At 40.3% G+C, this 12,702-nt stretch carries 15 protein-coding genes and 1 pseudogene; 14 read left to right on the top strand and 2 right to left on the bottom strand.

Going from position 1 to position 12,702, the window contains the following annotated elements:
• Nucleotides 1-8 precede the first annotated feature (8 nt).
• The 9 genes from KXZ66_RS10325 to pghL all read left to right on the top strand — a co-directional run bounded on the left by KXZ66_RS10325 (nt 9) and on the right by pghL (nt 8,956).
• Nucleotides 9-197 (top strand): hypothetical protein, encoded by a 189-nt coding sequence (locus KXZ66_RS10325; protein WP_003231626.1) that lies wholly within the window; start codon nt 9-11, stop codon nt 195-197.
• 293 nt (nt 198-490) lie between these two features.
• The gene (locus KXZ66_RS10330; RefSeq protein ID WP_133953863.1) at nt 491-2,053 is read left to right on the top strand and encodes a spore germination protein; all 1,563 of its coding nucleotides are present in this window, start codon (nt 491-493) and stop codon (nt 2,051-2,053) included.
• A gap of 29 nt (nt 2,054-2,082) precedes the next feature.
• Nucleotides 2,083-3,174 (top strand): spore germination protein, encoded by a 1,092-nt coding sequence (locus tag KXZ66_RS10335; RefSeq protein WP_219144960.1) that lies wholly within the window; start codon nt 2,083-2,085, stop codon nt 3,172-3,174.
• Complete coding sequence (locus tag KXZ66_RS10340; RefSeq protein WP_070549056.1) at nt 3,164-4,378, top strand: Ger(x)C family spore germination protein; 1,215 nt, start codon at nt 3,164-3,166, stop codon at nt 4,376-4,378. The genes KXZ66_RS10335 and KXZ66_RS10340 overlap by 11 nt, the downstream gene beginning before the upstream one ends.
• 126 nt (nt 4,379-4,504) lie before the next feature.
• Complete coding sequence (locus KXZ66_RS10345) at nt 4,505-5,311, top strand: hypothetical protein (RefSeq protein WP_219144961.1); 807 nt, start codon at nt 4,505-4,507, stop codon at nt 5,309-5,311.
• Nucleotides 5,312-5,315: 4 nt separating this feature from the next.
• Complete coding sequence (locus tag KXZ66_RS10350; protein WP_029726669.1) at nt 5,316-5,933, top strand: DUF4166 domain-containing protein; 618 nt, start codon at nt 5,316-5,318, stop codon at nt 5,931-5,933.
• Nucleotides 5,930-7,570: a YndJ family protein gene (locus KXZ66_RS10355; RefSeq protein WP_219144962.1), complete on the top strand. Its 1,641-nt coding sequence runs from the start codon at nt 5,930-5,932 to the stop codon at nt 7,568-7,570. The genes KXZ66_RS10350 and KXZ66_RS10355 overlap by 4 nt, the downstream gene beginning before the upstream one ends.
• Before the next feature lie 89 nt (nt 7,571-7,659).
• A complete protein-coding gene (locus KXZ66_RS10360) occupies nt 7,660-7,974 on the top strand; it encodes a hypothetical protein (RefSeq protein WP_166668905.1) in 315 nt (104 codons plus the stop codon).
• A 223-nt stretch (nt 7,975-8,197) separates the two neighbouring features.
• Nucleotides 8,198-8,956: a gamma-polyglutamate hydrolase PghL gene (gene pghL, locus KXZ66_RS10365; protein ID WP_219144963.1), complete on the top strand. Its 759-nt coding sequence runs from the start codon at nt 8,198-8,200 to the stop codon at nt 8,954-8,956.
• A 26-nt stretch (nt 8,957-8,982) separates the two neighbouring features.
• On the opposite strand, the gene KXZ66_RS10370 is transcribed toward pghL, so the two are convergent.
• Nucleotides 8,983-9,432, bottom strand: coding sequence for a YndM family protein (locus KXZ66_RS10370; RefSeq protein ID WP_015483284.1), 450 nt, complete (start codon nt 9,430-9,432; stop codon nt 8,983-8,985).
• Between the two features lie 206 nt (nt 9,433-9,638).
• On the opposite strand from KXZ66_RS10370, the gene fosB reads away from it, so the two are divergent.
• Entirely contained in the window at nt 9,639-10,073 is a 435-nt protein-coding gene (gene fosB / locus KXZ66_RS10375; RefSeq protein WP_219144964.1) for a metallothiol transferase FosB, read from the top strand.
• Nucleotides 9,982-10,240: pseudogene (locus KXZ66_RS22565) on the top strand (hypothetical protein). Before fosB ends, KXZ66_RS22565 begins: the two are co-directional and overlap by 92 nt.
• 370 nt (nt 10,241-10,610) lie before the next feature.
• Here KXZ66_RS22565 and lexA read toward each other — a convergent pair.
• On the bottom strand, nt 10,611-11,228 hold the full coding sequence (gene lexA / locus KXZ66_RS10380; protein ID WP_003238209.1) for a transcriptional repressor LexA: 618 nt from the start codon (nt 11,226-11,228) through the stop codon (nt 10,611-10,613).
• A gap of 149 nt (nt 11,229-11,377) precedes the next feature.
• On the opposite strand from lexA, the gene yneA reads away from it, so the two are divergent.
• From yneA to KXZ66_RS10395, 3 genes are all read left to right on the top strand, one after another.
• Nucleotides 11,378-11,695, top strand: a complete 318-nt coding sequence (gene yneA / locus KXZ66_RS10385) for a cell division suppressor protein YneA (protein WP_003231598.1) — start codon at nt 11,378-11,380, stop codon at nt 11,693-11,695.
• Nucleotides 11,696-11,713: 18 nt separating this feature from the next.
• Nucleotides 11,714-12,367 (top strand): YneB family resolvase-like protein, encoded by a 654-nt coding sequence (locus KXZ66_RS10390; RefSeq protein WP_041850785.1) that lies wholly within the window; start codon nt 11,714-11,716, stop codon nt 12,365-12,367.
• Nucleotides 12,368-12,430: 63 nt separating this feature from the next.
• A complete protein-coding gene (locus KXZ66_RS10395) occupies nt 12,431-12,664 on the top strand; it encodes a DUF896 domain-containing protein (protein ID WP_003231595.1) in 234 nt (77 codons plus the stop codon).
• Nucleotides 12,665-12,702: the final 38 nt, after the last annotated feature.

Raw genomic sequence — 12,702 nt, forward strand, 5'->3', positions numbered from 1 at the left:
GGTTTTTTATGCTTGGAAAAATCAAAGCAGCCATTGATAACAGTCCAGGGAAGCCGGCCAGAATTTTAGTTAGTGAAAAAGCGTTTCAGCAATTAGAGGAAGAAATGCGCTTTGTTTACGTTTCCAAACCGAAAACGATAATGGGGATTCCTGTGGAAGTTTCAGATCAGGCAGAAAGCTTCAAGCTGGAATTTTAGTTTTCCCAGACTGCTAAAAGGCTCATTTTGTGTTAATTATGCAAAATGGTCAGGTTGATTTCTTTAAAAGCATGATGAAATGTTCATCATGCTTTTTTTATTGAGAAAAAAGACGAACATAAAAAATAGGTATACGGGAAAAATAATCCTATTAGAGAGAGGGGAAATGACAGATGGATAACATGATATCAACACTTACTGATTGGAATGTGTGGTTTCAAGCGTTAGTAGTATTTCTCGTTCCATATGTAATCTATAAAGTGTTTACTTGGATTCATGTATAAGAAGGTGCAATGATGAGGTGGCGGAACAATCAGTACAAAACAAAGAAGCAGCATAAATCAGATTATTCGACAGCTGAAAAGCAGGATCAGGATGTGTTAACCGGTAACATCGGATACGACTTAGAACATGTAAAAAGAAAAATAGGACATAACGGGGACGTTCATTTCCGTGAGCTTGAAATCACTCAATTACATGTGAAAGCGGCATTGATCTTTGTTGAAGGACTGTCTGATCAGGACTTGATTAATAAAGGACTATCAGTGTTAGTCATGAATCAACCTAATCAGGTAAGCGATGAAATTTCTCAATCCGGCAAAGGTATTTTAACTTCGAAACAGATAAAAAATCAAATCGTATCAATCGGTGATGTCATAGAATCAGAGAAAATCAGTGATATCGTGTTGAATGTTTTCATGGGTTCGACAGCGCTTCTCATTGATGGAATACCGCAGGCCTTTCTTCTGGGAACTGTAAAAAAACAAAATCGAAGTATCGAGGAGCCGCTTTCAGAAGCGCTTGTCAGAGGGCCGCGCACAGGCTTTACAGAAGAGTTGAGTACGAATACAGCTCTTTTGAGACAGCAAGGAAAAAATGATCAATTAACATTGCAGAGATTTGAAGTAGGAACACGATTAAAAAAGGATTTAATCATCGCTTATATGAATGACATTGCAGATCCAAAAGTAGTCGAGGAAGTAAGAAAAAGAGTGAGAGGGATTGAGATCGATCATTTGCCGGAGTCAGGCTACGTTGAACAGTTAATTGAGGATAATTATTTGAGCCCGTTCCCGCAAGTACAGAGTACAGAACGTCCTGATCGCGTCATAAGCGGATTAATGGAAGGAAGAGTAGCCATTCTGCTTGACGGCACTCCGTTTGCTTTGATTGTTCCAGTCACTTTCAGCATGATGCTTCAATCGCCTGAAGATTATTATGAACGGTGGTTCCCGAGCTCGCTCATCAGATTGCTGAGGTTCATCGCAGCAATGATAACGTTATTCGCACCCGCTTTATATATATCATTTATTTCTTTTCATCCGGGGTTAATTCCGACCAAGCTGGCGATTTCAATTTCCGGGACGCGCCAAGGTGTTCCGTTCCCATCTCTGATTGAAGCCTTATTTATGGAAGTCGCGATTGAAATTTTAAGAGAGGCGGGGCTTCGTTTGCCAAAACCAATTGGACCCGCAATAGGCATAGTTGGCGGATTAATCATCGGGGAAGCAGCTGTGCAGGCGGGGATTGTCAGTCCAATCATGGTCATTGTTGTTGCGCTCACAGCAATTTCTTCATTTGCCATCCCGCATTATAGCACAGGTATAGCACTTCGGATGCTTCGGTTTGGCGCGATGTTTTGTGCGGCGGTGTTTGGATTGTTTGGAGTCATTATGTATTATCTGCTGCTAAGCAGCCATGTCGTAAAGCTAAAGAGCTTTGGTGTGCCATACGCAAGTCCGGCAGTGCCCTATCACTTAAAAGATTGGAAAGACTTTGTTATCAGAATGCCTCTTTTAGTCATGAAGCGCCGGCCTAAAATGATGAATACAGATAATACAAAACGGGTGAAGTGATGAACTCGACAGGATGGTGATAAAGTCTCATGTTCAGCCCAACCAGTAAAATCACAACCGCTCAGGCAACGATTATCATCATTAATTATATGCTTGCTGCCGGAGTTCTTACGCTCCCTCGGACAGTAACAGAACAAACACAATCTCCTGATGGATGGATTTCAGTTTTATTAGGCGGGGTTCTAGCGGTAATAGCCGGGATGATTATAGTTAAATTAAGCCAGCAGTATCCTCAGGAGACCTTTTATGAATACTCCCGACATATTGTAGGAAAATGGCTCGGGCATCTGATCAGTATTGTTTTTATTACTTATTTTCTGGCACTCGGTGCATTTGAAGTCAGAGTCATGTCCGAAATCGTGGATTTTTTTCTCCTCGAAGGGACACCGTCTTGGGCCATCATTATGACAGTTCTTTGGATTGGGCTTTATTCAATTACACAAGGCCTAGATCCGATTGCACGGCTTTTTGAAATGATTTTTCCGATTACGGTCATCATCTTTTTAACGATAGCCCTCATGAGTTTAGGCATATTTGAGATCAACAATTTGCGGCCTGTATTAGGTGATGGAATCATGCCGGTTCTTAGAGGTGTAAAGACAACGAACCTTTCATTTACATGTTCAGAAATTATGTTCATTTTAGTAGCATTTATGAAAAAGCCGAAAAATGCGGTGAAAGCAGTTGTGATCGGGACAGGCGTTGTGACCAGTTTTTATATGATTACGATGATTATGGTCATCGGTGCACTATCAGTTGAGGGAGTTGTGACGAGAACATGGCCGGGGCTTGACCTGATGAGAAGTTTTGAAATACCTGGTTTAATATTTGAACGGTTTGAATCATTTCTGCTTGTGATTTGGATTATGCAGCTTTTTGCCACGTTTATTATCACTTTTTATGCAGCTTCCCTGGGAGTCTCACAAGTTTTTAAAAAGAAACCCCTTTCATGTATGTTTGGGCTGCTTCCTGTTATATATATCCTCTCTTGCATGCCGAAAAATGAAAATGACGTCTTTATATTGGGCGATACGGTCAGTCATATCGCTTTGTATATATTTGGCGCTTTGCCGATTTTGCTGTTAGTCATTTCGAAATGGAGGAAAAGAGGTGAAAAGTAAACTAAAACGTCAATTGCCTGCTATGGTCATAGTATGTCTGCTGATGATTTGCGTAACAGGATGCTGGAGCAGTCGGGAAATAGAAGATCTGGGTCTCACATTCGCTATCGCAATTGATAAAGGAAAAGAAACGAACACTGAAAAAGAGTTAAAAGAAGAGGGCGGGAGCTATCCGAAAAAAGACAACATTACGCTGACCTATCAATTTGTTAATGAAAAAGCGGCAGGCGCGGGCACAAGCGGGGGAGGCGGTAGCGGACAAGGAGCACAAAAAGCGTACATTAATATAAGTGAAACAGGGGATTCATTACAGCAGATCGGAAGTGAGGTTGCATTAAGACGGGACCGAGAAGTGTTTAGCCCGCATTTAAAAGTTGTTGTCATGAGTGAAGATGTGCTGCACACATTTCCTATCGACGAAATGCTGGATCAATTTTTTCGTGATAATGAAATCAGGCTGAGCTGTCTTGTTTTATCTGCTAAAGGGGAAGCAAGAGACGCTCTCCAGCTGAAAGAGAACGGAGAAATTCCGGCATTTCGGCTGATTGGATTAGGTGAAAATGAACATAAAGTTTCCAGAATTCTTCCCCCTATGACACTCGCGAAACTAATTGGAAAACTGCATTCTGGCAGCAGCTTTTTACTGCAAAATGTGGTTGCGGCGAATGGAGCGGTCAAGTATTCCGGAGCAGCTGTAATCAACGGAAAATCGAAAAAAATGATAGGCACTTTAAATGAATATGAAACTGAGGGGATTACATGGATTAGAGGAGAAGGGAAAGGCGGAGTTGTCAAAAGCCATGATAAAAAGAGCCAACAAACGATAGCGTATGATATCAATAAAATCAAAAGTAAAATTCAGCCAATCGTAAAAGGGAAAGATATTTCATTCCATGTCGATATTGAATCAGAAGGCGATTTGGTTGAAAACTGGAACACAAAAGAGGCGTTGGACACCCAGTTTATAGATCGTCTCGAAACGACTATTGAAAACGAAGTAAAGAAAATAGTTGGTCAGGTATTAAAAAAAATTCAGCATGATTATAAAGCAGATGTTGCGGGTTTTGATGAATCTTTAAGACTTACATATCCTCACTTATGGAAAAGGGTGAAAAATAACTGGGATGACACCTTCAGTAAAGCCGACATCACATACAGTGTGAACGTCACAATTACTCATTACGGCACGGTTAAAACTCAGTAATGAATCCCAAGGAAGAGAAGGAAACCTCTCTTCTCTTTTTTATACTTTTTTTGGAAAGATATACACTTTTCAAATCGACCAATATGCTAATATAGGAATTGCTTGAAATAGAAGGGAGAAGGGGCTGTGAGGCAGAAACCGATTTATGTAGAAATCGAAATGAAATCTGATCTGGATACACTCTGGGAATATACACAAAACCCATCACTGCATAAGGAATGGGATCTCCGGTTTTCAAATATTACGTATTTGAATAGACAACCATGCGAAAAACAGAAGTTTCTTTACGAAACAAGGGTAGGCTTTGGATTAAAGGTGTCAGGTACTGGAGAAACCGTCGGTGTTTTCAACAAATGTTCATCTGAAAGGTCTTCTTCACTGGCTTTTGGCTCTAATCATCCGTTATCTCTGATTCGGCATGGAAGCGGCTACTGGAAGTATATACAGAGAGAAAATGGGAAAATGACGTTTTTAACACAGTACCAATACAAAACAGCCTACGGACTGCCGGGAAGATGGATCGATCGTTTATTATTTCGACCGCTGCTTGGCTGGGCGACTGCCTGGAGCTTTGATGCATTAAGGCTTTGGGTAGAGCAAAATAAACATCCGAAGCGCTTTATTCGATCCGCTATCATCTATGTGTTCATGTGTCTGTTTTTCAGCCTGTTTTGGTTCTATCAAGGCTTTGCAGGTGTTGAGACAAGCATATTGGCAGGAACAGCGGAGATAGGCTTAGCTATTTTGTGGCTGATTTCTTTAAAAAGAAAATGGATCATTCATGGTGTCCAGGCTTGTATTTTTGCTGGGTTTGCTTGTCTAGGTTCCGAAATATTCATGTGGGTTCTATTGAGTGTGTTTTCCGCTGCAAGCGGCGCTCTTAGCCTGCAGCTCCCCAGTGCCAGGCGCACAAAACGAAAGAGAAAGAAGTGACATTGTGAGTTCGATTTATGAAAAATCAATTATTAACTATCATTTGCTGCATCCCAAGCTGCAGAAACGGTACCAATTAGACGGGTCTCATACATTCAGCGGGACGGGAACGATGTCAGAAATAAGCGGAGGCTCTTTTCTGGTTAGAATGCTGTTAAAGCTAGGTGTTTTTTTCAGATGCTTCTTTTCAGAAAGAGGCAAAGACATTCCATTTACAATACAAAATAGAACTTGTCTTTTGAAATCACAACATACAGGGATAGAATGGAATCGTACATTTTTCTTTAAAGGCAAAAAACGTTTCTTTGACGCGATAATGATATATGACGAGAAAGAAAATAGAATACTTGATTTCTTCGGCAAACCTCATCTGCTGTTGTCTGTTTTGACGTTCGAGGCATCTCTTGACGGCTCTCTTACAATCACATCGGGAAAGCAATGGCTATTGATATTTGGAAAAAGAATCCCGTTGCCGAAATGGCTGACCGGTACATCCGTAGTTTGCGAAACGTTTGATGAAAAAAAGAATTGTTTCACCATTGAAGTGCATGTGCAAAATACAATTCTTGGCACTCTTTTCTTTTATAAAGGAACGTTTCAGGAGGAAGAGAGAGAATCATGAAACGAAATGGCATAGTCAGTGCGCTTTGTTTTATAGGATTTCTTGCAGCGGAAGCACCGGATATTTCAGTGGCAGAGGCACTCGTTTTGTTATCCATTCTATTTTTCGTGCCTGGAATTTTCCCTTTTGTTTTTCGTCAATCGCCGGTTCGTGCTGCTCAGTTTATGGAATATGGGCTAATCCAGTGCTATCCGGTAGCCGCATTCTTTGCGGTGCTGGCTCTAGTGACGGAGGTTGGAGGTTTCGCGCTAATCTGGTGGATGTACACAGTTTTTATTGCATTGTATGCGATCCTCCGCCTTTGGGAAACAAAGATACATAGAATCGAAGAGACATCAGTTTTGTTCGGTCTTATTTATTTGGCGGGAGGAGGATTTTGGTTTTTTGCTTATGCTGCCCATTTGCAGATCATGCAATTTGGCCCTCTCATCATTTTGCTGACTGCTGTCCACTTTCACTATTCTGCTTTTCTGTTCCCGATCTTCAACGGCTTACTCGGCAGAACCATTAGAAAACATCGGATGTTGTATAGTTGGATAACATGGGTGATATTGCTTTCGCCCCTTCTTATCGCACTGGGCATCACATATTCAAAAACACTTGATGTCATTGCGGTTAGCATTTATATGGCGGCGATTTATTTTCATGCATTTTTGGTGTTCACGGCAGCTTTTCGCACCAAGACGGCGACATTTCTTATTCGGGTTTCTTCCGCTGTTTTAATGATAACGATTGCTTTCTCGATGATTTATTCATTTGGTGTATTTCGGCAAGAAGTTACATTGACCATCAATCAGATGATTTGGATTCACGGTTTTGTCAACGCGTTTGGTGTTATCTTGCCCGCTCTCATAGGGTGGAGAATAGAGGATTCGAAGTCTTTTGATGCAGACAGTGTAAAGACATTCAGCCGTATCTACGGAAAAAGAAAGATTGGAGAAGAATTTTTAGCTAGAGTTCAAGCTGAAAATAACGCTCGGTACAGCGGACTTGTGGATGATATGGGCAGCCTGCGTTCAAAAGATTTTTCACCAGAAAAACTGGCGCCGCTCATTCTTTCGTTTTATGAACAAACCATCGAATACAATATTAAAGCAAAAGTAACATGGAGCACGTGGTTTCGGCCGCTTGCAATTGTTTACGAATGGTTCAACAGAAGAATCGGCCAAATACATCTTTCGACGAACCCTGACTGGTATAGGATGTACAGCAAGATAAAAGGTGTTCATTCGAAAAAAGACGGAAGGGAAAGAGTACGTGCCTGGATTAGAACAAATGAAAAAAACGAAACCATTTTTACCGCTCTTTATTCAGTGTATCGTTCAAATGGAGAGGGGTATATGAATATTTCTTTACCGCTTCCATTCAGCAGCATGACAGGTATTTTAAAGCCATATCATCATCAGGAGAAGCTGGTTTTAACAAGCAGGCGGAGAAAAAGCAGAGCGGGGGATGAGGGGATTTATCTGCAAACAATAGCGGGAACTTGTCCGCTTCCTTTATCTGAAACCTTTCTGATAGAAGCTGCACATGACAACAAATTAACCGCTGTTCATCATATGTGGCTGTTTGGAATAAAATTTCTAACTGTTCATTACAGCATTACACATATTAACCAGCCTATTGAAAGAACCTAACACAAAGAAGAAGCTTCGTCTGCCAGTTGTAATAGGTGAACTGTTTTAAAAAAATTCTGCGCCGCATCAAGACAGGAAAGGAAGGGTTTATGGTGTTTTATATCAGTTTATTTCTGATTCTTTGGCTGGCTGCGGGGTTTGCAGTGGGAATGAAACAAGTGTATGTCGATCAGCTGTTTGATAAAGCTGTGATCGAAAGGCTGGAAAAAGAAGCGAATGATCATGGACACGCTGACCGGATGATCAAACAGCGCGCCCTTTATATTGCAGCAGTGACATTAAGCGGGTTTATTTCTGTTTATTATGAAATGAAAACAATCCCGCAAAGGCGAAACATAAGAAAAATTGAAAAAAACATCATGAAATTAAATCAAGTAAAAAAACGAAGAATGAAGAGAAAATAAAAATGCACAGGCCAAAGGGCAGGTGCATTTTTGTTTTGTATGGAAATGGGGGAGGTGGTGCCAGCTTACTTTTAATAAATTCAAAAATGAGAAGAACAGCGCCCGGGCTAATGGTATATAATATTGTGAATTTAACAAAAATTTAACAAGGAGGACAAGAGAATTCGTGCTAAAGCCTCAAAGAGACCTACATCCTGTTGATTTGGACTTAGAGGCGGAGTAGATGAAACCGGCCAAAGTATCCCTGCTCCGCCGTTTGCTCCATTCCTTGAAGCATGTTGATTGTAACATAGCCAAACGTTTTCCATCAACTATTAAAATTGTAAAATTATTGTTTATTTTTATGGTATTTGCTCCGATTTCTTCAATTTATGCTGAAGATGTATATCAGAATTTTGAGGAATTAAAAAACAATGAAGATCCTTCTGATTACGACATTGTTACGAAAGAAACCGGAAGCCCTGTTCTTGTTTTAGCTATTCACGGAGGAGGTATTGAAGGCGGGACAAGTGAAGTAGCGAGAGAGCTCAGCAAAGAGTACTCGATGTATTTATTTGAAGGCTTAAAATCGGCAGGAAACTCAGTCCTGCACATTACGAGCACGCACTTTGATGAACCTCGGGCCCTTAAAATGACGGGAAATCATGAATATGTCATTTCATTACACGGGTACGCAGAAGAAGATCAGCAGATCGAAGTCGGCGGTACAGATCGCGTAAGAGCGGCAGATTTAGTTGAGAAATTGCAGCATGCCGGTTTTCCTGCTGTATTGCTCAATCCGGACCATCCACATGCGGGCGTTAGTCCGAATAACATTGCAAATAAATCAAAAACAGGTTTAAGTATCCAGATAGAAATGAGCACAGGGTTTCGAAAGTCTTTGTTCGGCATCTTTTCTTTAAAAAGCAGAGCTGTTACTCAAAATGAGAGGTTTTATGAGTTTACAGAAGTGATGTTCCGTTTTCTCAAAAATAGCTACTGAAAAATAGGAGGCGATAAGACAGCCTCCTATTCCTTATGCTTCTCATTCGTTTCGGGAAACAGCTCGTCCGCGGCTTCCGTTTGATACTGTAAGGTGTTATCTCTCGCTGACAGTTCATTTCGGAAATTTTCATCAAGCACATTTTTCAGTAAATACCGATGAAAAAAGTATTCAAAAACAGTAAGACAGGCAGCGGAAAGGAGAGCTGCTCCAAATGGTGAGAAATCGTTTCTTGTTTGGGTTAAAACAAATACCCAAAGAATAACGAATGAAAGGCCAAAGTCAGCCAATGAAGCTGTAATATTGTTTGTTCTGGGTAAGACGAGCATGTCACCAGAAAGATAGGACACAAAACCTAAGAAAAGTGCAATAAACATCACACTTAAGAAGGATGCGTGATAGACTCTGTCCAAAATCACATATAAAAGGGCGAGAGTGAAAGCAATCTTTGAAGCAAGCGCAATGATATGTTTCATTTGACCACCTAATTTGTTATTTTTTGAAGAAAATTCTTGGGCGTAAACAAATGATAAATAATGCAATTCAAAACCATTCATAATGGTCATGTTACTATTTTAAACAGTCCGTTTTTGTTTACACTGGTATTTTTTTCAGCAGTATGAATCTTTTTATGAAAAAAGTCGTATATGTGGATGATCAGCTTTCAAGGGGGGAATGATTTGTGGAGATAAAAGGAATCAATCACTTGTTATTTTCAGTTACGCATTTGGATACATCGATTGATTTTTATCAAAAAGTGTTTGATGCAAAGCTTTTGGTAAAGGGAAGAACAACTGCATATTTTGACATGAACGGCATCTGGCTAGCGCTTAATGAAGAACCAGACATCCAGAGAAATGACATTAAGCTTTCTTATACCCATATTGCTTTTACAATTGAAGATCATGAATTTGAGGAGGTATCAGCTAAATTAAAAAGACTTCATGTCAATATTCTGCCTGGCAGAGAACGAGATGAACGCGATCGAAAATCAATTTATTTTACCGACCCTGACGGCCACAAATTTGAATTTCATACCGGAACACTTCAAGACAGGCTTCGATATTACAAACAAGAAAAAACCCATATGCACTTTTATGATGAAACGGCCTTTTGATATCACACACCATATTTCATATAAGGTTAAATTTAAAGAAGGGTGTTGGTGGAGACTTTATGTTTGGGGAAGGTTTCTACCCGATTAGTTCAACGATGCCATATCTTTTGAACTGCACAAGTGATTCGGTGAAGGAGAATTTGAAATACATATTACATTTTATATGAAGAAAGCGAGCTGTTTTAACAGAGTGTTGAACTACCTAAACTATGTACTAAATTTTCAGTTATATCAATTGCCTCGCCCTTTAATAAATATAAAACCGCATCCTTCCACGACCTAAAAATGAAACGTTTTTAAGAAGATAGCGTCTAATATTCTAAACGTTCATATTTTGAATAAAAGTTTCCTGAGGGAAAGAAAATTTCTTGACTTCAACAATTGTTTGGTGGATAATTATGGTGTAAACATGATGTTCTTTTTCCTCCTATTCAGGCTCGCACCCAAAAGTCAGGGCGAGCCTGCTTTTTTTGAACAACAAACCCCCTCTCCGTAAAGGAAAAGGGGGTTATTTCATGCATCTGATAGATCAATAGATTAATGGACGGTTCTGAACACGCCAATCACTTTCCCTAGAATGCTGACATTCTGCAAAATGATAGGTTCCATCGTTGGGTTCTCAGGCTGCAAGCGAATGTGTGTATCCTCTTTATAGAATCGTTTTACAGTTGCTTCATCATCTTCTGTCATCGCAACTACAATTTCCCCATTGTTCGCTGTGTTTTGCTGTTTAACGATGACATAGTCCTTATCGAGAATACCAGCATCTATCATACTGTCTCCCATAATCTCCAGCATAAATACATGCTCGTCTGGAGGAACCATGCGGTCAGGGAGCGGAAAATATTCTTCAATATTTTCTACTGCTGTAATAGGAGATCCCGCCGTGACTTTCCCGATGACCGGTACATTAACGACCTGGCTTTGCGGAATGTCTACTTCTTCATCAAGAATTTCTATTGCTCTTGGTTTTGTCGGATCCCGTCTGATCAGCCCTTTTGTTTCCAAGCGGGCCAAATGGCCGTGGACAGTAGAGCTGGACGCAAGCCCGACAGCCTCTCCGATCTCTCTCACGGAAGGCGGATATCCTTTTGATTTAACCTCTGCTTTAATAAAACGGAGGATATCAAGTTGCCTTTTTGATAGCTTCGTCATTTTTCGCACCTCAAAACGTCGATTTTAAGAAGATTATAGCATGATTTTCCTTACAGTACAAACATAGGTTCGAAAAAACAATTGACAGAAACGTTTGTTCGTATATACTGAAATTATAAAAATGCGAACAAACATTCCTGTTGGAGGTTATGATCATGAGTAAAGAATCTATTATTTTTGTCGGTCTGTTCACAGTGATTTTGAGCGCGGTTATCCTTATGCTGTCATATACAAGCAGCGGCCAAGAGCTTAATCAGTATGTTAAAATAGAAGTCCAGCAAGGCGACACACTCTGGTCAATTGCTGATCAGGTAGCCGATACAAAAAAGATAAACAAAAATGATTTTATTGAATGGGTAGCTGATAAAAATCAACTTCAAACCTCTGATATCCAGCCGGGTGATGAGTTAGTGATCCCATTGAAAAAGAAGCATCAGGATGCATATGAATTAGCAACTGTAAGATAGAGAGGAAAGAGAGATAAAATGAAAGCACTCATTTATGCCCGTGTAAGCACAAATAAAGAACAGCAGGAAACGTCATTAAAGCGGCAGGAGGAGGAGCTTACGGCCATTGCAGCGGAGAACGGCATGGAAGTGGTCAAAGTGATTTCAGAAAAAGCCAGCGGATATGAAATGGATCGGGATGGTGTATTTGAGCTGCTTGATGTGATTAAGAACGCTGGAATTGATGTCATTTTGGTTCAGGATGAGACTAGGCTCGGACGGGGAAACGCAAAAATCGCACTGCTTCATTGTATTTATAGAGAAGGTGTGAAAGTCTATACAACGGCTCATAGAGGTGAACTGGAGTTATCGGAGGCTGACTCAATGGTCTTGGAAATCGTCAGCATTGTGGAAGAGTATCAGCGAAAGATTCACAACATGAAAATCAGACGGGGAATGAAACGTGCAGTAAAAAACGGTTTTAAACCGCAAAAAAACTTAAAAAACCAACATGGGAACAGTGGAAAAGAAAAAATAGAGGTGCCAATCTCAGAGATCGTCCGCCTGAGAGCGAATAAACTGACGTTTGCTGAAATCGCGGCTACCCTAAGAGGGTTTGGCTATGATGTCTCTAAAGCAACCGTTCACCGGCGTTTTCAGGAATACATAGAGAATGAAGAGACAGCAGAGTGAATCAGTTGTAAAACTTTTTTTGATCTAGTACTATATAGACAAAATGCAATAAAGGAGTTTAACATGATTTCAAACGCGAAAATTGCCAGAATTAATGAACTTGCTGCCAAAGCTAAAGCTGGCGTTATTACAGAAGAAGAAAAAGCCGAACAGCAAAAGCTCCGTCAAGAGTACTTGAAAGGTTTTCGTTCTTCTATGAAGAACACGTTAAAAAGTGTGAAAATCATTGACCCAGAAGGCAATGATGTTACACCAGAAAAGCTAAAAAGAGAACAAAGAAATAACAAACTTCACTAATATAAGAGGAATACGGCAATATCGTATTCCTCTTTTGC

The organism is Bacillus sp. LJBS17 (assembly GCF_019334685.1).
Classification (GTDB): domain Bacteria; phylum Bacillota; class Bacilli; order Bacillales; family Bacillaceae; genus Bacillus; species Bacillus subtilis.